Raw genomic sequence first — 22,646 nt, 5'->3', positions numbered from 1 at the left:
GAGAAGCATATGGGATGCAGGGCGGATCGCCAAAACGGGTTTCGGCCGAGTGGGCGGCGGGGTCTCCGGGGGGTCAGGACCAGCCCAGCTCGTCCAGCTCGTGGTCGTCGAAACCGAAGTGGTGGGCGACCTCGTGGATGACCGTGGTGCGGACCTCCTCGACCACCTGCTCGCGGGTCTCGCAGTGGCGCAGGGTGGGGCCGCGGTAGATCAGGATGCGGTCGGGCAGGACGCCCGCGTACCACTCGCCGCGCTCGGTGAGCGGGGTGCCCTCGTAGAGGCCGAGGAGTTCGGGATCGCTGGGGTCGGGTTCGTCCTCGACGAAGATCGCGACGTTGTCCATCATGGCCGCGAGCTGCGGGGGGATCTGGTCGAGGGCGTCGCTGACCAGCATCTCGAACTCTTCCCGGGTCATCTCCACCGGATCATTGTCGGGTGTCGGGTGACGGTGTGCCAGGTGACGGAGCCCGGTGTTTGATGGGGCTATGACGACCTCGGAGGACGCCTTGGACGGCGCCGCGGGCGATACCGCGGGCGATACCGCGGGCGGTCCGGCCCGGACGGTGCCGCCGGTCGTGGCGCCGGCCGGGCGCCGGCCGCCGGTGCTGCGGGGGCAGGGGCCCGCGGTGGCGGTGGTCGCGGTGGGCGGGGCGATCGGGGCGACCGCGCGGTACGCGGCCGGGCTCGGCTGGCAGACCGGGCCGACGGCCTTCCCGTGGACGACGCTGCTGGTCAACGTGGCCGGCTGCGCGGTGATCGGGGTGTTCCTGGTGGTGATCACCGAGGGGCGGCAGGCGCATCCGCTGGTGCGGCCGTTCTTCGGCACCGGGGTGCTGGGCGGGTTCACCACCTTCTCGACGTACGCGGTGGACCTCCGGCGCCTGCTGGAGGGCGGCCGGCCGGGGCCCGCCCTGGTGTACCTGGGGCTGACCCTGCTGGGCGCGCTGGTCGGGGTGTGGGCGGCGGCCGGGCTGACCCGGCGGCTGGTCCACCGGGCCCTGCGGCGCGGCGCAGGGCGGGACGCGGCCGGTCGCCGCGGCGCAGGGCGGGGTGCGCGGTGAGCCGGCTGAGCGGGCCGGCGCTGCGGCTGACCGTGCTGACCGGGGAGAGCGACCGGTGGCACCACCGCCCGCTGTACAGCGAGATCGTGCACCGGGCCCGGGCGGCCGGGCTGGCCGGGGCGAGTGTGTTCCGGGGGATCGAGGGCTTCGGCGCCTCGTCGCTGGTGCACACCACGCGGCTGCTGTCGCTGAGCGAGGACCTGCCGGTGGCGGTGGTGATCGTGGACGAGGAGGAGCGGGTGCGGGCGTTCCTGCCACAGCTGGACGGGCTGGTGGCGGAGGGTCTGGTGCTGCTGGACCGCTGCGAGGTCGTGACCTACGCGGGGCGGGAGCCGGGCCCGGACCGGGGCCCGGGGGAGGCGGCGCGGTGAACTGGCTGCTGGTGGTGGCGGGCGCGGCGGTCGGCGCACCGCTGCGCTACCTGACCGACCGGGCGGTGCAGTCCCGGCACGACTCGGTGTTCCCGTGGGGGACCTTCACGGTGAACGTGGCCGGCTGTCTGATCCTCGGGCTGGTGACCGGCGCGGTGGCCTCGGGCGCGGCCTCCTCGAAGGTCCAGCTGCTGCTGGGCACCGGACTGTGCGGGGCGCTGACCACCTACTCGACCTTCTCGTACGAGACCCTGCGGCTGGCCGAGACCGGCGCCGGGCGGTACGCGCTGGCCAACGTGGCCGGCAGCGTGGCGGCCGGGCTGGCCGCCGTGTACGCGGGGGCGGAGCTGGCCTCGGCGTTCTGGGGCTGACCGGACGCCGGGCCCGGGCGGTCCGCCCCGGCGGGCTTCCGGGCCGTCCGCGCCGCCCGTGGCGCCCGCGTCGCCGGGGCGAGCTTGCGTCCCGCCCGTGTCCCGCCGGGCCGGGCGCGCGTTGGGCACCGAAAGCGGTCGCGCGTGAGTGGGCGGCCCGGGTGGGGCGGTAGAGAGGGACCTCAGTGGCTTCGGTACGGGCGGCGGCACGGGCGGTGCGGGCAGTACGGGTGGTGCGGGTACGGATGGCCGGCGCGCGTACGGCTCCGGGGTGGGCGGCGGCGGTCCCGCGCTCGCGCGCGGTACGGGCGGCGGCGCTGCTGACGGTGGCCGGGCTCGGGCTGACCGGGTGCATGTCGGTCGGTCCCGCGGCGGAGGAGAAGCACGGCGTGGCGCCGGTCGGGCAGGTCGGTCCGGCGCCCAGGCCGGGGGTGACCGGCGGGCCCTCGGCCTCGCCGGGGGCCGGGCACCAGGGAGGGCCCCCGGGGCGCCCCGAGCGGCCGGGGGGCCTCCAGGGCGAGAGCGGGTCGGGCGGGGCCACCGCCGCGGCGCCGGGCGAGGCGGTGCCGGGGGCGAGCGGCACGGTGGCCGGGGTGGTCCCGGTGCCGGGGTCGGGCGCTCCCGAGGGCGGGCCCGGCGGCGGTACGGCGGGCGGTGTGAACACCAGTCCGGTGCCGCACCAGGGCGGCGGGCCGGCCGGGACCGGTGGCACGGCGGGCTCCGGCGGCACCGGCGGGGCGGGCGGCACCGGGGAGGGCCGCTCCGGCGGCGCCTCGGCCGGGACGCCCTCGACCACCCCGAGCAGCCACCCGTCGAGCACCCCGGCGCCCGAGCACAGCTCGCCCGCGGCGACTGTCCCGCCGGCCCCCGACCCGTCCCCGGACAGCTCCGGTTCCTCGGCCCCCAGCCCCCGGGCGGGCGGACATTAGGAGGATGGTCAGGGAATTTGCCTCCGATCCCCAGGTTCGTCTATGGTGGTAGATCGTTCGTTTGATCCATTTGACTGGCGCCCTAATCCCATCTGGCGCCCTTGGCGCGTTCCGGCGATCCGTGGCTGACCGCATAGAGGCGGTTGTGAAACAGAACCCCGGACTTTGGCGCGTGCCACTTCCGGAAGGTTTTGCATGTCTCTCATTGACGACGCCCGCTTCGCCATGCCCGCGGACGAGGCCGCCGCCGATGTCGCCGACACCACCGACACCATCGACACCGCCGCGGACGAGGTGATCGCCGAGGCCGTGGAGGCCACCGAGGAGGCGGCCGCCGAGCCCACCATCACCTTCGGCGACCTGGGCCTGCACGACGACGTCGTGCGCGCCCTCGCCAAGCGCGGCGTCACCACCCCGTTCCCGATCCAGGCCGCGACCATCCCGGACGCCCTGGCCGGCAAGGACGTGCTGGGCCGAGGCCGCACCGGCTCCGGCAAGACCCTCAGCTTCGGCCTGCCGCTGCTGACCCGCCTCGCCGACGGCGAGCGCACCAAGCCCAAGCACCCGCGGGGCCTGATCCTGGTCCCGACCCGCGAGCTGGCCATGCAGGTGGCCGACGCCCTGGAGCCGTTCGGCTCGGTGCTCGGCCTCAAGCTCAAGGTCGTCTGCGGCGGCACCTCGATGTCGAACCAGATCTACGCGCTGGAGCGCGGCGTCGACGTCCTCGTCGCCACCCCCGGCCGACTGCGTGACCTGCTGAACCGTGGCAGTGCCAAGCTCGGCGACGTCAAGACCGTCGTGCTCGACGAGGCCGACCAGATGGCCGACATGGGCTTCCTGCCCGAGGTCACCGAGATCCTCGACCAGGTGCCGGCCGGCGGCCAGCGCCTGCTGTTCTCCGCCACCCTGGAGAACGAGATCGACACCCTGGTCAAGCGCTACCTGAAGAACCCGGTCACCCACGAGGTCGACCCGTCGGCCGGCGCGGTCACCACCATGACCCACCACATCCTCGTGGTGAAGCCCAAGGACAAGGCGCCGATCACCAACGCGATCGCCGCCCGCAAGGGCCGCACGATCATCTTCGTCCGCACCCAGATGGGCGCCGACCGCGTCGCCGAGCAGCTCATCGAGGCCGGCGTGAAGGCCGACGCGCTGCACGGCGGCATGACCCAGGGCGCCCGTACCCGCGTCCTCGGCGACTTCAAGGACGGCTACGTCAACGTCGTCGTCGCCACCGACGTCGCCGCCCGCGGCATCCACGTCGACGGCATCGACCTGGTCCTCAACGTGGACCCGGCCGGCGACCACAAGGACTACCTGCACCGCTCCGGCCGCACCGCGCGGGCCGGCCGCTCCGGCGCCGTCGTCACCCTGGTGCTGCCGCACCAGCGCCGTGGCGTGTTCCGCCTGATGGAGGACGCGGGCGTGGACGCCTCGCGCCACATCCTCGACCACGCCTTCGACGCCGAGGTCGCCAAGATCACCGGCGCCCGCTCGCTGATCGAGGTCCAGGCCGAGAGCGCGGCCGGCATCGCCGGTGCCGCCGAGCGCGAGCTCGCCGACATGACCCGCCAGCTGGAGCGCGCGCAGCGCCGCGCCAACGAGCTGCGCGAGGAGGCCGACCGCCTGGCCGCCCGGGCCGCGCGCGAGCGCGCCGAGCTGGGCATCGAGGACGAGGCGCCGGCCGCTTCGGAGGAGTCCGGCGAGGCCGCCGAGGCCACTCCGGCCGCCGAGGCCCCCGCCGCGGCGCAGACCGAGGAGCGCACCTCCTCCTACCGTGAGGCCCGCAGCGAGCGTCCGGCCTCCGGCCGTGACCGTGACCGTGACCGTGACGACCGCGGTGGCCGTTCCGGTGGCTTCGGCGGTGGCCGTGACCGTGACCGTGACGACCGCCGTTCGGGTGGCTTCGGTGCCGGTCGTGACCGTGACGACCGCGGTGGCCGTTCCGGTGGCTTCGGCGGTGGCCGTGACCGTGACGACCGCGGCGGTTTCAACCGTGACCGTGGTGGCTTCGGTGGCGGTGCCGGTCGTGACCGTGACGACCGTGGCGGCCGTTCCGGTGGCTTCGGCGGCGGTGCCGGTCGTGACCGCGACGACCGCGGCGGCCGCTCCTTCGGCGACCGTCCGGCCCGCTCCTTCGGCGACCGTCCGGCCTTCGGTGACCGCCCGTCCTTCGGCCGTGACCGTGACGAGCGCGGCGGCAGCAGCCGTCCGTTCTCGCGCCGCGACGACCACCGTTCCGGCGGCCGTCCGCAGTCCGACCGCGGTGGCTTCAACCGTGACCGTGGTGGCTTCGGTGGCGGTGCCGGTCGTGACCGTGACGACCGCGGCGGCCGCTCCGGTGGCTTCGGTGGCGACGACCGCAAGCCGCGCTGGAAGAACTGACGTCGGCCGGAAAAGCCTGACGCCGTACGGCCGGTGATCGCCCGCCGGCCGGGCTGAACGTACGAAGGGCCCGCTCCCCCCGGAGCGGGCCCTTCGCGTTTCCCCCTCCCCGGCATCCCGCCGGGGCCCCGGTGTTGTTCTGCGAGTGAGAATAACCCGTGGCGCGCGGGCGCGGCGGTCCCGTAGCGTCGCGGCCATGAGCAGCAGACTGCACGACGTGGCACGGGTGAACGAGGAGATCGCCGAGCGGGGGAGCTACCGGACGGCCGGGGGCGAACTCGTGCAGGTGGGGGAGGAATTGGCGGCAGCGCGGGCCGGCACGGTGTCGTACCCGCCGGGCGGCCTGGACGCGCTGCCGGCGGCGGGGGACCGCGGGCCCGGGCCGGCGGACGGGCGGATCGAGGTGACGGCCGAGGGAAGCATCCAGGCCGCCCGGCGGCTGGTCGAGGCCGGGGCGGGGCCGGTCGGGGTGCTGAACTTCGCCTCCGCGCGCAACCCCGGCGGCGGCTACCTGCGCGGCGCCCGCGCCCAGGAGGAGGACCTCTGCCGCAGCGCCCTGCTGTACAGCTGCCTGCTGGAGGCGCCGGACTACTACGAGGCCCACCGGGCCTCCACCGACCTCCGGTACAGCCACCGGGTGATCGTCTCGCCGGCCGTGCCGGTGGTCAGGGACGGGCGCGGCGCCCTGCTGGCGCAGCCGTACCCGGTCACCTTCCTGACCTCGCCCGCGCCCAACGCGGGCCAGCTGGAACGGCGTTCGCCCGGTACGGACGTCCGGGGCGTGCTCGCCGAGCGGGCCGTACGGGTGCTCGCGGCGGCCGCCCGGCACGAGGTGCGCACGCTGGTGCTCGGGGCCTGGGGCTGCGGGGTGTTCGGCAACGACCCGGCGCAGGTCGCCGAGGCCTTCGAGGGGGCGCTGGCCCGGTACGGGGCGGCCTTCGAGCGGGTGGTGTTCGCGGTCTGGGACCGCACGCCGGTCTCGGCGAACCGGGCCGCCTTCGAGGCCCGGTTCGGTACGGCGGCCGCCCGGTAGCCGGCCGCCCGCCGGGCCGGCCGGCAGGCGGTTACTTCCGGCGGGCGGAGAGCGCCGTCGCCGCGGTGGAGGCCGCCGCGACCACGCCGGTCACGGCGAGGACCGACGGCCAGGCGCCGATCCGCTTCGCCAGCGGGTGCGAGCCGCCGAAGGCCGCCACGTACAGGCCGGTCAGCGCCGCCGCGGTGCCGGTGCCCGAGCTCCGGCGCCACTGCGCGGCCGCCCCGGCGCCGGCCACCGCCAGCACCGCGCCGCCCAGTTCGCGCCGACCGCTCCAGCGGGCGACGCCGTAACCGCCGACCAGACCGCTCGCGGCGGTCAGCGCCGCGGGCGCGGCGGCCGCGAGCACGTTCGGGACCTTCGCCATCGTCGACTCCACTCGTAGGGGCTGTGCCGGTTTCCGACGATAACCCGGCGAACGGGCGGCGGGTCCCCCGGGCCTCCGGTGCCTCCGGTGCCGCCGGGGCCTCCGGCGCCTGCTAGCGGAACGCCTCGGCGGGCGTCTGCCCCGGCGCCGTGGCGGCCAGCAGCCGGGCCGCCTCCGCCGGGTCGAGCACCCGGTCGAGCCGGAGGTCGCCGGGGACCTCCTGGATGAACCGCCCAGCCGACCAGCTGCGCTCGTACGGCAGCGGCTCCAGCACCAGGGTGCGCACGCCGTCCACCACCGGGACGTCGCTCGGCGTCCCCTCGTTCCAGATCCAGGAGCCGTCCGGCGCGACCAGGTTGAAGGCGCCCGCGGCGATCACCCGGCGGCCGTCCAGGAACGCCGTCCTGGCCAGCGCCACCACCTCCGGGTCCTGCGGGGTGCCGGGCAGGTGGCCGCCGCCGACCAGCACGTCGGCGAGCAGGGTGTGCAGCTGGAAGGTGTCGCTCAGGCCGCTCATCCGCAGCAGGTAGCCGGTGCCGGTGGGGCGGTCGAGCACCAGCAACGGCTCGTCGTCCAGCATCAGGGCCAGGTGGACCAGGCCCTTGAAGTCGTGCTGCTCGCCCTGGTAGCGCTCGAACAGCTCCAGGAGCACCCCGGTCACGCCCGAGGCGCGGGCCTCGGCCCTGACCGCCGCGTGCGCGTACACCGCCCAGGCCGCCTGCTGCCACAGGTGCAGCGTCCACCAGGCCACCACGGCCAGGTGGGCGTTCCACTCGTCCAGGTGCGCGGGGTCGGCGATCCGCTCGTGCGCCTCGGCCGGATCGTCCTCCTCCGCGTCGGGCAGCGGGCCGCCGCCGGTGGAGACCCAGCGCCGCACCAGCAGCTGCGCGCCGGTCAGCGCCCCGCGCAGGCCGGCCAGCACCGGACCGGAGCAGGCGACCGGGTCGGCGCCGTGCTCCACGCAGGCGCCCACCACCATGGCCAGGTGCGCGCGGGGGAACGGCGGGGCGTCCGGCAGCAGCGCGGCCAGCCGGGGACCGGCCGCCACCGGCTCCGCCGGGTCGGCCGCGCCGAACAGTCCGCCGACCAGCCCGAGGGCGGGCCCGAACTGCTCGTCGTCCCCGGCCGCGACCACGGCCTCCAGGGCGGCCACGGCTTCGGTGAAGGTGGGCTGTTGACGGTGCGACGGTATCTGCTCGGTGGACATTCGCCGCAGCATAGGGGGCCGAACCGGTGCGGAGGAAACGCTTCCGCGGCCCCGGCCGGCCCGGGCAGGCCCCGGCTCCACGGGGGCCTGTCGGCCCCCGGTGGCAGACTTCGAGGGTGACCAGTTCAGTGGCCAGTTCCGCGATCACCGACGGCAGCTACCTCGTCCGCAACGTCGGCAGCGGGCTGCTGCTCCGGGTCGCCGACGCCTCCCGGCGCAGCGGTGCCCGGATCGTCCTCGGCACGGACGACGGCAGCGACGCCCAGCTCTGGCGCCTCACCGCCGTGCACCCGGGCGGGGCGCTGTTCCACCTCGAGAACGCCGGCAGCGGCAAGCGCCTGGACGTCACCGGCGCCTCCACGGACGACGGTGTCCGCGTCCAGCAGTGGTCGGCCAACGCCTTCGGCGCCCAGGAGTGGCTGCTGGAGGCGCACGTCGACGCCCCCGGCACCTACACGGTCACCAGCTTCATCAGCGGCAAGCCCCTCACGGCGGGCGACACCCCGGAGGCCGACGTCCACCAGCGGGAGGACGCCGACGTCCCGGCCCAGTGGTGGCGCTTCGAGCGCCGGAAGGGCTAGCCGTACCGACCCGCCAGACCGCCGACCCGCCGACCCGGCGGTCCGTCAGGCGGAGAGGTTGGCGCGGACGGCGTCGAGTTCGGCGTCCGTGGTGCCGTGGTGGCGGAGGTAGTCGGGGATCGTGCCGTGCCTGCCGTGGATCCAGGCCAGGGAGGAGGCGAGGAGTTCGGCGTCGACCGGGCGGGAGAGGCGCTCGGCGCCGGTCTCGTCGATGTACGGGGCGGGGCCCTTGTCGAGGCCCAGGCCGAGGTTGGAGAGCAGGTAGTCGGCGGTGATCTCGGCCTCGGAGGCGCCCAGCAGGGACTGGAGGACGGCGATGGTGAGGCCGGTGCGGTCCTTGCCGACGGCGCAGTGGACGACGACGGCCAGTGACCCGGGCGCGGCGAGGCGGCGGATGACGGCGGCGAGCGAGGGGCCGGCCGTCTCGGCCATGAAGGGGTAGAGGGCGGCCTGGTCCTCGGGCCAGGGCAGGTCGACGTCGCCGCGGTCGGCGGGCAGGGTCGGCAGGTGGAGGGTCTCGTGGTCGAGGTCGTGCCGCTGGTCCGGCCAGACCTCCAGCTCGAACGCGCTGCGCAGGTCGACCACCGTCCGCAGGCCGAGCGCCTTGAGCCGCCTGGCACCCTCCCCGGTGAGCGTGTGGAAGGAGCCGGAGCGGTACAGCGCGCCCCGGCGGAGGGCGCCGATCCCGCCCGCGTCACGGAAGTTGCGCACACCGGGGATGTCGATGAAGGCGTCGGTCATGGCCACCACCGTACGGGCGGGGGCGGGCGGGCGGAAGGAAACCGGAGGGGGCCGCTCGGTGGCCGCGGGACGTCGGCCGAAACCGGCCCCCTCCGGTGCGGAACAGGCTGTTCAGCGCCCGCCCGAGACCTCCAGGAACGCCCCCGTGGTGTACGAGGCCGCCGGGGAGAGCAGGAAGAGGACCGCCTCGGCGACCTCCTCCGGCTGTCCGCCGCGCCGCATCGGCAGGCCGGGCGCGACCCGGTCGACCCGGCCCGGCTCGCCGCCGAGCGCGTGGATGCCGGTGTGGATCAGTCCGGGCCGCACCGTGTTGACCCGGATGCCCTCGGCGGCGACCTCCAGGGCCAGGCCGCGGGTCATCGAGTCCACCGCGCCCTTGGCGGCCGCGTAGTCGACGTACTCGTTCGGCGAGCCGATCCGGGAGGCGGCCGAGCCGACGTTGACGATGGCGCCGCCGCGACCGCCGTACCGGGTGGACATCCGGCGGACGGCCTGGGCCGCGCACAGGAACGGGCCGGTGATGTTGGCGGCCCAGATCCGGTTCAGTCGGTCCTCGTCGATCTCGTCCAGCCGGCACTGCTTCTCCAGCGTGCCGGCGTTGTTCACCAGGCCGGTGAGCGGGCCGAGTTCGGCGTCCACGGTGGCGAACAGCCGCTCCACCTCGGCGGTGCGGGTGACGTCGGCGCGGACCGCGAGGGCGGTGCCGCCCGCGGCCCCGATCGCTTCCACGACGGCCGCCGCGGCGGCCTCGTCCGTACGGTAGTTGACGCAGACCCGGTAGCCGCGGCGGGCCGCCAGCAGGGCGGTGGCGGCGCCGATGCCGCGACTCGCGCCGGTGACGATCAGGACCTCGTCGGTGGTGGTGGTCGACATGGTCCGTACGCTACCCGGCGGCGGCACGCGGTGGGCCAGGAGCGGAATTCGCTCGCCCGGCGCGGCCCGTTCCGGAGAGGATCGGCCGTGGGCGCGGCACCCGCCCGCCCGTTCGACGTCCGAGAGGAGTCCGTGGATGTCCACCGCCCCGGCCGTTCCCGGCACGGTCCTGCTCTCGGGCATCGTCGGCTCCACCGCGTACGGCTTCGCCCACGCCGGCTCCGACCTCGACCGGCTGGGCCTGTTCGCCACCCCCACCGAGGAGTTGCACGGCCTGCACCGCCCCGCCGAGTCGCACGTCACCACCGCGCCCGACGTCACCCTGCACGAGGCCGCCAAGTGGTGCCGGCTGGCGCTGAACTGCAACCCGACCGCCTCCGAGCTGGTCTGGCTGCCGGACGGGCTGTACGAGGTCCGCACCCCGCTCGGCGACGAACTGGTCGGCCTGCGCGACTCCTTCCTCAGCGCGCCCGCCGTGCGGAAGGCCTACCTCGGCTACGCCGACCAGCAGTTCCGCAAGCTGCTGACCCGCGACACGACCGACCCGGCCACCCGCCGCCGGGCCGCCAAGCACGCCAGGCACCTGGTCCGGCTGGTCGAGCAGGCCGTCCGCCTGCACCGGACCGGCCGCAACCTGATCCGGCTGCCCGACCCCGAACGCGTCCGCGACCTGGGCGAACGCATCGCCGACCACCCCGGCCTCGCCGAGCCGCTGCTCGCCGACGCCGCCGAGCGCCTCGCCGGCCCCGGCGTGCTGCCCGCGGCCGCCGACCCGCGCCCCGCCGAGGCCTGGCTCCGCCGGGTCCGTGCCGCCCACTACACGCCGCCTCGAGGACCGGTCGACAACCCCGGCACGCCCGTGCAATCCACTGGCGGAGCCCTGGGCCCCACCGGGTAGGATCGCCGTGGTCCTCCCATCCGGTACCCCCGGCGCGCGAGGGCCGTGGGCCGCTAGCTCAATTGGCAGAGCTGCGGACTTTTAATCCGTAGGTTCAGGGTTCGAGCCCCTGGCGGCCCACCGAGCCGAGGCCGGGTCAGGTGAACTCTGATCCGGCCTCTTTCCGTTCCCTCCTTCGGGTCCGCGTGGTGCGTCCCGCAGACCGGGGGCGCACTCGTACGGGTGCCCCGTCGGACGGTGCCGCCGACCCGGGCGCCGGCGTCGGCCGTGCGCCCAACTCCGCTGTCCGCAAGGGCGTTGTGGTGAGGTGTCCGCGCCGGCGGCGGGCCGCGCCGGTGGCCGGAACCCGTCGCCGGTGCGGGGGCGGCGCAGTGGCATGGGTCACGTCGGAATCGGGCGTTTTCGACTGTTCTGGCGGGGTGTTGCCCGTCGATCGGCGGGGTTGTCCGAGGGCCGGAGGTCGGTGACCGTGTCGGGCCTAAATATGATCGGAAGCCACGATCGTCGGATGGTGCCGAAGGTCGTATGTGCAACCTGGGAACGGTCCGGACCGTCTCTCTGTGTGCGGTGCGCCGGATCGTCAGGGGCGTCGCTTCCGTCGGTGAAAGGTACGCGCATGGCAGGTCAGTGGGGCGAGGGCCCGGCTCGGGGCGAGGACGTGCCCTCCGCGCTCTCGACCGAGGGCGCGGAGGGCAGTGGCGCCGTGCCGTCCCCGCGTTCCGGTGGCCGGGCGGAGGCCCGCCGCGCTGCCCAGGGCAAGGGCGGCCGGGGCGGTGGCGGCGGGAGGACGGAGGCGGCTTCGGCGGGCGGCGGCCGGGCGGCGGCGCGCAAGAGCGCCAAGCCGAAGAAGAACGTGAAGAAGATCGTCGCCTGGTCGGCGGCGGGCGTGCTGGTGCTGATAGCCGGTGCCGGCGGCGCGATCTACCTCAAGCTGAACGCCAACATCAAGTCCTTCGACGGCGACGCGATAGCCACCAACCGCCCGCCGGAGTCGAAGGCCGACGCGGACGGCAACAAGCCGGTCAACGTGCTGCTGATCGGCTCGGACAGCCGCGGCAAGAACAACGCCGACCTCGGCGGCGGCGAGGACGGCGGCGCGCGCTCGGACACCACGATCCTGCTGCACGTCTACGCCGACCACAAGCACGCCGTGGGCATCTCGATCCCGCGCAACACCAAGGTGGAGATGCCCTCCTGCAAGCTGCCCAACGGCAAGTGGACCAAGGGCGGCAACATCGACCTCTTCAACGCCGCGTTCTCGACGGGCGGCAGTGACGACGGCAACCCGGCCTGCACCCAGAACACGGTGGAGAAGATCACCGGCATCCGGGTCGACCACACGATGGTGGTCGACTTCAACGGCTTCGCCGCCATGACCTCGGCCGTCAACGGCGTGGACATCTGCCTGCCGCAGCCGATCTACGAGGGCGACATCAATCCCAAGCTGCCCAAGAAGGGCGCACTCGTCCTGCCGCAGGGCAAGCAGACGGTCTCCGGTCAGAAGGCGCTCGACTACGTGCGGTTGCGCCACGGCATCGGCGACGGCTCGGACATCGGCCGGATGAAGCGCCAGCAGGCCTTCCTGAGCTCGCTCGCCGGAAAGATCAAGAAGGAGGGGATGAACCCCACCACCCTCCTTCCGCTGGCCGACGCCGCCACCAAGTCACTGATCGTCGACCCCGGCCTGGACTCCGCCGACAAGCTGCTCTCCTTCGGTCTGTCGCTGAAGAACATCGACATGCACGATCTCAAGTTCGTGACGGCGCCCTGGCGCTACCGCACCCAGGACAAGGACCTCGACCTGGTCCAGCCGGATGCCAACAAGCTCTGGGAGACCCTCAAGGCCGACCAGACCATCGACGGCCAGAACGCCACCGGCCAGCAGCCGGACGCCCCGGCCGGCGGCACCGGCACGGCCCCGCAGCCGGCCGCGCCCACCACCCCGGCCGCGCCGGCCGGGGACGCCGCCAACTCCGCGATCAGGGTGGCGGTCTACAACGGAACGAGCGTCAACGGTCTGGCCGGCAAGGGGACCGAGCAGCTGAAGGCCGCCAAGTTCACCGCCAGCACGGCGGGCCAGGCGGCCAGCACCAAGTACAAGACCACCTCGATCGAGTACGGCTCCGGGCAGAAGGCGAACGCCGAGAAGGTCGCCGCGCTCTTCCCCGGTGCCAGCCTGGAGTCCAGCAGCGCGCGGGGCATCTCGGTGATCGTCGGCCAGGACTTCGCGGCCGCGACGGGTCTGGCGTCCGGCGCTCCCACCGGCGGCGCCGCGCCCGGTGCGACCCCGGGCGTCCAGGCGCCCCCGCAGCCGCTGCCGACCAGCGTCACCAACGAAGCCCGTTCCGCGGACGACGACCTCTGCGCCAACACCAGCTACGGCAGCGGCGGCTGACCGCCGGCACCGGACAGCGCGGGGACGACCCCCGGGCCGGCGCCCTCCGGGGCGCGCGGGCCCGGGGGTCGTGCCATGGTGGGCCCGTAGCCCCTGGGCGGGGATCCCACCGGTCACCGTGAAAGGCGGACCCCATGCCCGAGATCGCCCTCCAGCTCGACATCGCCGCCCCCAGGGCCGTCGTGCTCGCCGCGCTCACCACCCACGACGGGCTGGCCGCCTGGTGGACCACCGGCGTGGACCGGGACGGCGACGTCCTGCTGTTCGACTTCCCCGACGTCCCGGAGCCGTTCCGGCTGCGGGTGGAGCGGGCCGACCAGGACCGGGTGGTGTGGACCAACGCCGGGGCCTTCCCGCCGCACTGGGCCGGCACCTGGATCAGCTGGGAGCTCGCCGACCGGCCGGCCGAGCCCGGCACGCCTGACCGGCCCGCAGAGCCCGGCACGCCCGATCAACCCGGCGCGCCCGGCCACCGGGCCGGGCCCGGGCGCACCCGGCTGCTGTTCCGGCACGGCGGCTGGCAGCCGGGCAGCGAGGAGGGCGTCCCGGCGGTGGCCGGCACCTGGGCCGAACTGCTGGTCCGGCTCAAGGACTACGCGCAGAGCGGCAAGGTGCAGCCGTACTTCGTCACCGGGCACCGCCACGACGCCCCGTGAGCACGCCCCGAACGCGCCCGTGAGCACCCCGTGACGGACCCCGGGGGAACCCCGTGGCGGAGCGGCCCGCGGGTCGCCCGCGAGGGCGCCGTCCGGTGGCGGGATCGCGGCGGCGGGCCGATGGTGGCGGTGTACCGCCGTCGCCCCGGTCGGGCCGAGCCCCCACGCGGCCCGACCGGCCGGACGGTCCGACCACCACAGCCGGCCACCACTGCCTCCGGGAGGCCCAGCAATGCCCGTAGTCACCGATCCGTACAAGCCCGGCACCCCGTGCTGGGTCGACCTGATGGCGAGCGACCAGCAGGCCGCGCTCGACTTCTACCGCGACCTGTTCGGCTGGCAGGGCGAGGTCGGCCCGGCCGAGTTCGGCGGCTACGCCGTGTGCACGCTCAACGGCCGGCCGGTCGCCGGGATCATGGCGCAGATGGCGCCCGAGGGGCAGCCGGAACCACCGGTCGCCTGGACCACCTACCTGGCCTCGGACGACGCCGACGCGGCCCGGACGTCCATCATCGACGCCGGCGGCACGGTCCTGTACGACCCGATGGACGTCGGCACGGTCGGCCGGATGCTGGTCGCCGCCGATCCGACCGGGGCGGTGTTCGGCGTCTGGCAGGCGATGGACTTCATCGGCGCGGGCGTGGTCAACGAGCCCGGCGCGGTGGTCTGGAACGAGCTCAACACCGCCGACACCGGCACGGCCGGCCGCTTCTACCAGCCGGCCCTCGGCCTGCGTCCGGCCGCCATCCAGGGCGGCTACGTCTCGCTGAACGTCGGCGAGCGCACCGTGGGCGGCATGCAGGAGATCCCCGGCTACCTGGCGCCGGGCACGCCCTCGCACTGGATGACGTACTTCTCGGTGGACAGCACCGACTCCACGGTGGACGCCCTGGTCAAGGCCGGCGGCTCGGTGATCCAGCCGGCCTTCGACATGCAGTCCGGCCGGATGGCGGTGGTTCGGGACCCGCAGGGCGCGCTCTTCGCGGTCGTCGAGGCGCCCGAGGCGCAGATGCCCGACTCGCCGTAGCGCCGTCCCGTACGGCCGGGCAACCGGAAGCCGCCCTTCCCGCGACGCGCCGCCGGGAAATGGGCGGCTTCCCCCCGTTCCCGGGTAAGACTGCACCCATGCTGGGGCTACCGGACGACATCCGTGCTTTCCTCTTCGACCTCGACGGGGTGCTCACCCAGACCGCGAAGGTGCACGCCGCGGCCTGGAAGGACACCTTCGACGCCTTCCTGCGCGCCGAAGCCGCCCGCACCGGCGGGCAGTTCGTCCCCTTCGACGCCGTCACCGACTACGACACCCACGTGGACGGCCGCCCGCGCCTGGACGGCACCCGCGCCTTCCTGCTCAGCCGGGGCATCGAACTGCCCGAGGGCACCCCGGACGATCCGCCCAACTCCCGTACCGTGCAAGGGATCAGCCGGGCCAAGAACGACACCGTGCTACGGCTGATCCGGGAGCAGGGCGTCCAGCCGTACCAGGGCTCGGTCGACTACGTGCACCGGCTGCGCGCGGCCGGGCTGCCCAGCGCGGTGGTCTCCTCCAGCGCCAACTGCCGCGACGTGCTGCGGGCGGCCGGCATCGAGGAGCTGTTCGAGGTGATCGTGGACGGCAACGTCGCCAAGGCCGAGGGCCTGCCCGGCAAGCCCGCCCCCGACACCTACCTGTACGCCGCCCGCGCCCTCGGCGTCGAACCCGCCCACGCCGCGGTCTTCGAGGACGCGCTCGCCGGGGTCGCCTCGGGCCGGGCCGGCGGCTTCGGCGCGGTGGTCGGGGTGGACCGCACCGGCCAGGCCGCCGAACTGCGCAGGGACGGCGCCACCGTGGTCGTCCGGGACCTCTCCGAACTCCTGGGGGAGGAGCGGGCATGAGTCCGGCCGACACCTTCGCGATCGACCCCTGGCAGATCACCGAGCAGGGCCTGGACCTGGCCTCGATGGCCCGCGCCGAATCCGTCTTCGCGCTCTCCAACGGGCACATCGGCCTGCGCGCCAACCTGGACGAGGGCGAGCCGCACGGCCTGCCCGGCACCTACCTCAACGGCGTCTTCGAGCTGCGCCCGCTGCCGTACGGCGAGGGCGGCTACGGCTACCCGGAGTCCAGCCAGAGCGTCATCAACGTGACCAACGGCAAGATCATCCGGCTGCTGGTGGACGACGAGCCCTTCGACCTGCGCTACGGCGAACTCATCAGCCACAAACGCTGGCTGGACTTCCGCGAGGGCCTGCTCCACCGCGAGGCCGAGTGGACCTCCCCGGCCGGGCGGACGATCAGGGTGCGCTCCTCCCGGCTGGTCTCGCTCACCCAGCGCGCCATCGCCGCCGTCGAGTACAGCGTCGAGGCGGTGGACGGCCCGGTGCGGATCGTGCTCCAGTCCGAGCTGGTCGCCAACGAGCAGCTGCCCGGCGGCCCCGAGGGCGACCCGCGGGCCGCCGCCGTGCTGGAGGCGCCGCTACAGCCCGAGGCGCACCACGCCGGCGCCACCAAGGCCGTCCTGGTGCACCGCACCCGCTACAGCGGCATCCGGGTCGCGGCCGGGATGGACCACGTCATCGAGGGCCCGGAGAAGTCCGACACCGTCGCCGAGTCCGAGGCCGACCACTGCCGGATCAGCGTCACCACCGTGCTCAAGCCCGGGCAGCGGCTGCGGCTGACCAAGTTCATCGCCTACGGCTGGTCCGGCACCCGCTCGCTGCCCGCCGTCCGGGACCAGGTGGAGGCCGCGCTGACCGCCGCCCGGTACACCGGCTGGGACGGCCTGGTCGCCGAACAGGCCGACTTCCTCAAGGAGTTCTGGGAGACCAGCGACATCGCGATCGAGGGCGACGTCGAGCTCCAGCAGGCCGTCCGGTTCGGCGTCTTCCACGTCCTCCAGGCCGGTGCCCGCAGCGAGGAACGGGCCATCCCCGCCAAGGGGCTGACCGGCCCCGGCTACGACGGGCACAGCTTCTGGGACACCGAGACCTTCGTCCTGCCGGTGCTCACCTACTGCCTGCCCAACGCCGTCAACCAGGCCCTGCGCTGGCGGCACACCACCCTCCCGCTGGCCCGCGAGCGGGCGGTCCAGCTCGGCCTGGCCGGCGCGGTGTTCCCGTGGCGGACGATCCGCGGCGAGGAGTGCTCCGGGTACTGGCCGGCCGGCACCGCCGCCTTCCACATCGGCGCCGACATCGCCGTCGCCGTCGCCCGCTACGTCCGGGCCACCGGGGACGAGGAGTTCGAGCGCGAGTACGGGCTCGAACTGCTCGTCGAGACGGCCCGGATGTGGCGCTCGCTGGGCCACCACGACGTGGCGGGGAAGTTCCGCATCGAGGGCGTCACCGGCCCCGACGAGTACAGCGCCGTCGCGGACAACAACGTCTTCACCAACCTGATGGCGCAGAGCAACCTGCGCGCCGCCGCCGAGGCCGCCGTCCGCCACCCGCACGAGGCCTCGCTGCTCGGCGTGGACACCGAGGAGACCGCCGCCTGGCGCGACGCGGCCGCCGCGATGTACATCCCGTACGACGAGGGCCTCGGCGTCCACCCGCAGGCCGACGACTTCACCCACCACCAGGTCTGGGACTTCGAGCACACCCCGCCGGAGAAGTACCCGCTGCTGCTGCACTACCCGTACTTCGACCTGTACCGCAAGCAGGTGGTCAAGCAGGCCGACCTGGTGCTCGCCATGCAGGTCCGCGGCGACGCCTTCACCGACGAGCAGAAGGCCCGCAACTTCGCCTACTACGAGCGGCTGACCGTCCGGGACTCCTCGCTCTCCGCCTGTACCCAGGCGGTCATCGCCGCCGAGGTCGGCCAGCTCGACCTCGCGTACGACTACACCGCCGAAGCGGCCCTGATGGACCTGCACGACCTCGGCGGCAACACCCGCGACGGCCTGCACATGGCCTCGCTCGCCGGAGCCTGCATCGCCCTGGTGGCGGGCTTCGGCGGGCTGCGCGACCACAGCGACTCGCTCTCGTTCCGGCCCCGGCTGCCGTCCGGGCTGATGCGGCTGAGCTTCTCGCTGCTGGTGCGCGGGCAGCTGCTCGGCGTGGACATCAGCCACGGGGGGACGACGTACACGCTGCGCCGCGGCGAGGTCGTCCACCTGCGGCACGACGGCGAGGCGGTGCAGGTCAAGGCCGGCTCACCGGTCACCCTGCCGACCACCCTGCCGCCCGCCCAGGAGCGGGTCGCCCAGCCGCCGGGCCGCGAACCCGCCCGCCGCCAGCCCCAGGCGGGACTGGTGGCGGGCAAGCTCGGCCAGCAGGACCACCTGGCGGCGGAGTAGCCCGCCGGGCAAGGGCCCGCTCCGCAGCCGGGGCGGGCCCTTCTCGCGCCCGCACGCCCGTCGCGTTCTCACGCCCGTCGCGCGCTCGCCCGCCCGCCGCCGGGCTCACCCGTCCGGCCCACCCCGGCTGCGCCGCCCCCGGCCCCGGCGCAGGGTGCAGGTGTCCCGTGCCGACCGAAGGAGCGCAGCCGTGGCGAGCGTGGCCGAACAGATGGTGGAGGTGCTCCGGCAGGCCGGGGTCGAGCGGGTCTACGGCGTCGTCGGCGACAGCCTCAACCCCGTCGTGGACGCGATCCGCCGCTCCGAGGGCATCGGCTGGGTGCACGTGCGCAACGAGGAGGCCGGCGCCTTCGCGGCCGCCGCCGAGGCCGAGCTCTCCGGCCGGCTCGCGGTCTGCGCCGGCTCCTGCGGCCCCGGCAACACCCACCTGATCCAGGGCCTCTACGACGCCCAGCGCAGCGGCCTGCCGGTGCTCGCGCTCGCCTCGCACATCCCGTCCGGGCAGATCGGCACCGGATTCTTCCAGGAGACCCACCCCGAGCGGGTGTTCACCGACTGCAGCAACTGGTGCGAGATGCTCTCCACCCCCGGCCAGCTGCCCCGGCTGCTGCGGGTCGCCATCCAGCACGCGCTCGGCTCGCACGGCGTCTCGGTGCTCGCCTTCCCCGGGGACGTCGCGGCCCTCTCCGCCGTCGCGCCCACCGGCACCAGCCACTTCCTCACCGAGCAGGCCGTGGCCGCGCCGCCCTGGTCCCAGGTGCAGGAGCTGGCCGGGTTGCTCAACGCGGCCCGCAAGGTGGTCCTGTTCTGCGGCGCCGGGGTGCGCGACGCGCACGCCGAGGTGATGGCGGCCGCGCAGGCCCTGAACGCGCCGGTCGGCCACTCCCTCCGCGGCAAGGAGTGGATCCAGTTCGACAACCCGTACGACGTCGGGATGAGCGGGCTGCTCGGCTACGGGGCGTGCCACGAGGCGCTGCACTCCGCCGACCTGGTGGTGCTGCTCGGCACCGACTTCCCGTACGACTCCTTCCTGCCGCAGGCGCACACCGTCCAGGTCGACCACGACGCCACCAGGCTCGGCCGCCGCACCGCGCTCGACCTGGCCGTCCACGGCGACGTGGCCGCGACCCTGCGGGCCGTGCTGCCGCTGCTGGACGCCAGGAGCGACCGCGCCTTCCTGGACGGGATGCTGCGCAAGCACTGCCGGGCGCTGGAGGACGTGGTCGGCGCGTACACCAGGGACATCGAGAAGCACCTGCCGATCCACCCCGAGTACGTCGCCTCGGTGCTGGACGAGGTGGCCGCCGAGGACGCGGTGTTCACCGTGGACACCGGCATGAACAACGTCTGGGCCGCCCGCTACCTCCGGCCCAACGGCCGCCGCCGGGTGATCGGCTCCTTCCTGCACGGCTCGATGGCCAATGCCCTCCCGCACGCGATCGGCGCCCAGCTGGCCTGCCCGGGACGGCAGGTGGTCGCGATGGCGGGCGACGGCGGGATCGGCATGCTGCTCGGCGAGCTGCTCACGGTGGCCAGGCACCGGCTGCCGGTGAAGACGGTGGTCTTCAACAATGGTGCGCTCGGCATGATCAAGCTGGAGATGCTGGTCTCCGGCTACCCGGAGTCCGAGATCGACAACGGGGACGTGGACTACGCCGGGATCGCCCGGGCGATGGGCATCCAGGCCAAGCGGGTGACCGATCCCGCCAGGGTCGGGGAGGTGCTGGCGGAGGCGCTGGAGCGGCCAGGCCCCGCCCTGGTGGACGTGGTCACCGACCCGAACGCGCTGTCCATCCCGCCGCACATCACCGCCGCCCAGCTGAAGGGCTTCGCGCTGGCGGCGGGCAGGACGGTGCTCTCGGGCGGCGTCGGGCGCATGATCGACCTGGCCAGGAGCAACCTGCGGAACATCCCGCGGCCCTGAGCGGGGGTGCCGTGAGCAAGGACGTCGGAGGCATTGCCTCTGAGGCAAAATTCTTGCCCATGTGGCACGCCGGGTGTCCACTGGACACATGACCAGCAGCTCCACCGGTGCCGCCACCACGGGCGAACAACTCGACGACCAGGAGGTCGCCGGCCTCGCCGCCCGTCTCCGTGAGCACCGGCTCAGCAGCCGTCTCACGCTGGAGGTGGCCGCCGGCCGGGTCGGGCTCTCCCCAGCCTATCTGTCCCGGCTGGAGACCGGCCGCCGGCAGCCCTCGCTGCCCGTCCTGCTCGGCCTCGCCCGCGCGTACGGGACCTCGGTCTCCGGACTCCTCGGCGAGACCATGGCCGAGCCGGACCCGGTCGTCCGCGGCGGTGCCATCGAGCCGGGCCGGGCCGGCGGCTGGGGCTACCGCAGGGCGGGGGCCCCCGGCCGCGCGATGCAGGCCCTGCGGGTGCACGTCCCGCCGGGCGTGCAGGACACGGTGGTCCGGGTCCACCCGGGCGAGGAGTGGCTGTACGTCCTGAAGGGCGCGCTCCGGGTCACCCTCGGTGACCGGGTCCACCACCTCGGGGTGGGCGACTCCGCGCACTACGACTCGCTCACCCCGCACTGCATCGCCGCGGAGTCGGACAGCGGCGTCGAACTGCTCTTCGTCCACACCCTGCTGCAGAGCCCCGGCGGCGAACTCTGCCTCGGCGGCGGCCCGACCGCCGTCCACTGACCCGCCGTCAGAACACCCTGGAGGAGATCACCATGGCCGATCCCACCACCACCATCGCCCCCGACACTCCCGCCGGCCCGAAGACCATGGACGCCGGGAAGTGGGCCAACAAGCGGATCTACCTCCGCCTGCTGATCTACACCGTCGGAGGTCACGCCTTCGCCGGCTTCATCATCCTCCTGTTCGAACTCGGCAGCCGCAACAAGTAGTCCGCGCCCCAGGACCGTCCGCCCGCCCCCGCCCCCGAGGGAGGCGGGCGGACCGCTGCCGTTCCCGCCGGGCTCCCCGCGGCTCCCCCGTTCACCCCCTCACGCCGTGCGCAGCAGCTCGCAGAGCGCCCGCACCGCCGCCGGGAAGGCGTGGTCCGGCGGGGTGGAGTAGCCGATGACCAGGGCGGGCGGGGCGTCGGCGGGAGCCGGCGCGGCGCGGTGCCAGGCGAGGCCCTTGAGGGAGAGGCCGAAGTGCTCGGCGCGGGCGAGGAGTTCGGGCTCGGGGGTGGAGCCGGGTGGCAGTCGGAGCACGACGTGCAGGCCGGCCGCGATGCCGGTGACCCGGACGTGCGGGGCGTGTTCGGCGAGCGCGGCGACCAGCCGGTCGCGGCGGCGCCGGTAGTGCAGGCGGCAGCGCCGCACGTGGCGGTCGTACGTGCCGGAGGTGATCAGCTCCGCCAGCGTCAGCTGGTCCAGCACCGGGGACATCGTGTCGGCCAGTGCCTTCAGCCGGGCGACCGGCTCGACCAGCGCGTCCGGCAGGGCCAGCCAGGCCAGCCGCAGGCCGGGGGCGAGGCTCTTGGCGGCCGTCCCGGCGTACACCACCCGTTCCGGGTCCAGGGCCTGCATCGCGCCGAGCGGCTGCCGGTCGTAGCGGAACTCGCCGTCGTAGTCGTCCTCGATGACGTACCGGTCCTGCTCGCGCGCCCACCGCACCGCCGCCGCCCGCCGCTCGGCGGCCAGCGCCGCGCCGGTGGGGTACTGGTGGGCCGGGGTGAGCAGCAGGGCGCCGGCCCTGGGGTCGAGCCGGTCGACCAGGACGCCGTCCGCGTCCAGCGGGACCGGCACGGTGGCGAGCCCGGCGGCCCGGACGACCGTGTGCTGCGGCGGCAGCCCGTACTCCTCGACGGCGAGCGACCGGGCGCCGCGGTCCCGCAGGGCGGCGCAGAGCAGGCCGAGGCCCTGGGTGACGCCGGTGCAGACGAGCAGGTGGTCGGGGTCGGTGCGGACGCCGCGGACCCGGGCCAGGTAGTGGGTGAGGGCCTGCCGCAGTTCGATCCGGCCGAGCGGGCTGCCGTAGTCCAGGGCCTCGTGCGGTGCGGTGGCGAGGGCGCGGCGGGCGGCGGCGAGCCAGGCGGTGCGGGGGAAGAGGGAGAGGTCGGGCCGGCCGGACGTCAGGTCGTACGGGGCGGTCGACCGCCGTGGCGCGGGCCGGGCGGCGGGCCGCCTGCCCCGGACCGGCTCCGGCGCGGCCCGCCGGGCGACGGTGGTGCCGGAGCCCTGCCGGGAGCTGAGCCAGCCCTCGGCGGTGAGCTGGCCGTACGCCTCGACCACGGTGTTGCGGGCGACCCCGAGGTCCTCGCCGAGCGCCCGGGAGGACGGCAGCCGGGTGCCGGGGGCGAGCCGCCCGTCCTGGACGGCCTCGCGCAGCGCGTCCTCCAGGGCGGCCCGCAGCCCGGCGCCGGCGGCCCGCCGCTCGGTGAGGTCCAGGTGCAGGTCGCCGCCGAAGGCGGTCCAGGAGGTGCTCACGGCCCCATTCTCGCCCGGTGGGGCGGGGACGGACGGCCCGCCGGGGTCCGCGTGCGGGCGGTGAGGGCGGTGGCCACGGTGTCCTCCCCGTCGGTTAGCGTCCGTCATCGG

General features: G+C 74.7%; 22 protein-coding genes and 1 tRNA gene. 17 read left to right on the top strand and 6 right to left on the bottom strand.

Translation table 11 applies throughout. From position 1 onward, the window contains the following. Positions 1 to 73: 73 nt before the first annotated feature. Complete coding sequence (locus ACIQOW_RS26670) at positions 74 to 415, bottom strand: metallopeptidase family protein (RefSeq protein ID WP_188295177.1); 342 nt, start codon at positions 413 to 415, stop codon at positions 74 to 76. Positions 416 to 485: 70 nt separating this feature from the next. On the opposite strand from ACIQOW_RS26670, the gene crcB (ACIQOW_RS26665) reads away from it, so the two are divergent. The 6 genes from crcB (ACIQOW_RS26665) to ACIQOW_RS26640 all read left to right on the top strand — a co-directional run bounded on the left by crcB (ACIQOW_RS26665) (position 486) and on the right by ACIQOW_RS26640 (position 6,153). After that, entirely contained in the window at positions 486 to 1,061 is a 576-nt protein-coding gene (gene crcB, locus ACIQOW_RS26665; RefSeq protein WP_401089005.1) for a fluoride efflux transporter CrcB, read from the top strand. Further along, entirely contained in the window at positions 1,058 to 1,432 is a 375-nt protein-coding gene (locus ACIQOW_RS26660) for a DUF190 domain-containing protein (RefSeq protein ID WP_401089003.1), read from the top strand. Before crcB (ACIQOW_RS26665) ends, ACIQOW_RS26660 begins: the two co-directional genes overlap by 4 nt. Continuing rightward, positions 1,429 to 1,803 (top strand): fluoride efflux transporter CrcB, encoded by a 375-nt coding sequence (gene crcB, locus ACIQOW_RS26655; protein WP_401089002.1) that lies wholly within the window; start codon positions 1,429 to 1,431, stop codon positions 1,801 to 1,803. Before ACIQOW_RS26660 ends, crcB (ACIQOW_RS26655) begins: the two co-directional genes overlap by 4 nt. Positions 1,804 to 2,048: 245 nt before the next feature. Next, positions 2,049 to 2,732, top strand: coding sequence for a hypothetical protein (locus tag ACIQOW_RS26650; RefSeq protein WP_401089000.1), 684 nt, complete (start codon positions 2,049 to 2,051; stop codon positions 2,730 to 2,732). A gap of 195 nt (positions 2,733 to 2,927) precedes the next feature. Then, positions 2,928 to 5,120: a DEAD/DEAH box helicase gene (locus ACIQOW_RS26645; protein ID WP_401088998.1), complete on the top strand. Its 2,193-nt coding sequence runs from the start codon at positions 2,928 to 2,930 to the stop codon at positions 5,118 to 5,120. 196 nt (positions 5,121 to 5,316) lie between these two features. Then, positions 5,317 to 6,153 carry a TIGR02452 family protein gene (locus tag ACIQOW_RS26640; RefSeq protein WP_401088996.1) on the top strand — a complete coding sequence of 279 codons (837 nt, stop codon included), beginning with the start codon at positions 5,317 to 5,319 and terminating at the stop codon, positions 6,151 to 6,153. Between the two features lie 31 nt (positions 6,154 to 6,184). Here ACIQOW_RS26640 and ACIQOW_RS26635 read toward each other — a convergent pair whose 3' ends face one another. Then, positions 6,185 to 6,520, bottom strand: a complete 336-nt coding sequence (locus ACIQOW_RS26635) for a hypothetical protein (RefSeq protein ID WP_401088994.1) — start codon at positions 6,518 to 6,520, stop codon at positions 6,185 to 6,187. A 112-nt stretch (positions 6,521 to 6,632) separates the two neighbouring features. Next, positions 6,633 to 7,727 (bottom strand): hypothetical protein, encoded by a 1,095-nt coding sequence (locus ACIQOW_RS26630; protein WP_401088992.1) that lies wholly within the window; start codon positions 7,725 to 7,727, stop codon positions 6,633 to 6,635. Between the two features lie 116 nt (positions 7,728 to 7,843). On the opposite strand from ACIQOW_RS26630, the gene ACIQOW_RS26625 reads away from it, so the two are divergent. After that, positions 7,844 to 8,308, top strand: coding sequence for an RICIN domain-containing protein (locus ACIQOW_RS26625; protein WP_401088990.1), 465 nt, complete (start codon positions 7,844 to 7,846; stop codon positions 8,306 to 8,308). A 45-nt stretch (positions 8,309 to 8,353) separates the two neighbouring features. Here ACIQOW_RS26625 and ACIQOW_RS26620 read toward each other — a convergent pair whose 3' ends face one another. Together ACIQOW_RS26620 and ACIQOW_RS26615 are read right to left on the bottom strand one after the other, a co-directional pair. Next, a complete protein-coding gene (locus ACIQOW_RS26620; protein ID WP_401088988.1) occupies positions 8,354 to 9,049 on the bottom strand; it encodes a tyrosine-protein phosphatase in 696 nt (231 codons plus the stop codon). A 111-nt stretch (positions 9,050 to 9,160) separates the two neighbouring features. Next, the gene (locus ACIQOW_RS26615; RefSeq protein ID WP_401088986.1) at positions 9,161 to 9,922 is read right to left on the bottom strand and encodes an SDR family oxidoreductase; all 762 of its coding nucleotides are present in this window, start codon (positions 9,920 to 9,922) and stop codon (positions 9,161 to 9,163) included. 136 nt (positions 9,923 to 10,058) lie between these two features. Here ACIQOW_RS26615 and ACIQOW_RS26610 point away from each other — a divergent pair, with 136 nt between their 5' ends. From ACIQOW_RS26610 to ACIQOW_RS26565, 10 genes are all read left to right on the top strand, one after another. Beyond that, complete coding sequence (locus tag ACIQOW_RS26610; RefSeq protein ID WP_401088985.1) at positions 10,059 to 10,820, top strand: DNA polymerase beta superfamily protein; 762 nt, start codon at positions 10,059 to 10,061, stop codon at positions 10,818 to 10,820. A gap of 47 nt (positions 10,821 to 10,867) precedes the next feature. Continuing rightward, positions 10,868 to 10,940: transfer RNA gene (locus ACIQOW_RS26605), tRNA-Lys, on the top strand. A gap of 496 nt (positions 10,941 to 11,436) precedes the next feature. After that, positions 11,437 to 13,215: an LCP family protein gene (locus ACIQOW_RS26600; protein WP_401088984.1), complete on the top strand. Its 1,779-nt coding sequence runs from the start codon at positions 11,437 to 11,439 to the stop codon at positions 13,213 to 13,215. Positions 13,216 to 13,349: 134 nt separating this feature from the next. Next, a complete protein-coding gene (locus tag ACIQOW_RS26595; protein WP_401088982.1) occupies positions 13,350 to 13,871 on the top strand; it encodes an SRPBCC domain-containing protein in 522 nt (173 codons plus the stop codon). A gap of 232 nt (positions 13,872 to 14,103) precedes the next feature. Further along, positions 14,104 to 14,898, top strand: coding sequence for a VOC family protein (locus tag ACIQOW_RS26590; RefSeq protein ID WP_401088980.1), 795 nt, complete (start codon positions 14,104 to 14,106; stop codon positions 14,896 to 14,898). Between the two features lie 98 nt (positions 14,899 to 14,996). Further along, positions 14,997 to 15,746 (top strand): HAD family hydrolase, encoded by a 750-nt coding sequence (locus ACIQOW_RS26585; RefSeq protein ID WP_401088978.1) that lies wholly within the window; start codon positions 14,997 to 14,999, stop codon positions 15,744 to 15,746. Beyond that, entirely contained in the window at positions 15,743 to 18,148 is a 2,406-nt protein-coding gene (locus ACIQOW_RS26580; protein ID WP_401088976.1) for a glycoside hydrolase family 65 protein, read from the top strand. The genes ACIQOW_RS26585 and ACIQOW_RS26580 overlap by 4 nt, the downstream gene beginning before the upstream one ends. Positions 18,149 to 18,338: 190 nt before the next feature. Beyond that, a complete protein-coding gene (locus ACIQOW_RS26575; RefSeq protein WP_401088974.1) occupies positions 18,339 to 20,072 on the top strand; it encodes a pyruvate dehydrogenase in 1,734 nt (577 codons plus the stop codon). An 88-nt stretch (positions 20,073 to 20,160) separates the two neighbouring features. Beyond that, complete coding sequence (locus ACIQOW_RS26570) at positions 20,161 to 20,796, top strand: helix-turn-helix domain-containing protein (RefSeq protein WP_188300254.1); 636 nt, start codon at positions 20,161 to 20,163, stop codon at positions 20,794 to 20,796. A 32-nt stretch (positions 20,797 to 20,828) separates the two neighbouring features. Then, positions 20,829 to 21,005, top strand: coding sequence for a DUF6126 family protein (locus ACIQOW_RS26565; protein ID WP_223245213.1), 177 nt, complete (start codon positions 20,829 to 20,831; stop codon positions 21,003 to 21,005). A gap of 99 nt (positions 21,006 to 21,104) precedes the next feature. Here the strand turns inward: ACIQOW_RS26565 and ACIQOW_RS26560 are convergent, their stop codons facing one another. Further along, positions 21,105 to 22,535: a PLP-dependent aminotransferase family protein gene (locus tag ACIQOW_RS26560; RefSeq protein WP_401088971.1), complete on the bottom strand. Its 1,431-nt coding sequence runs from the start codon at positions 22,533 to 22,535 to the stop codon at positions 21,105 to 21,107. Positions 22,536 to 22,646 lie beyond the last annotated feature (111 nt).

Source organism: Kitasatospora sp. NPDC091335 (assembly GCF_044757205.1).
Lineage (GTDB): Bacteria > Actinomycetota > Actinomycetes > Streptomycetales > Streptomycetaceae > Kitasatospora.
This window is presented reverse-complemented; position numbering and strand designations above follow the sequence as displayed.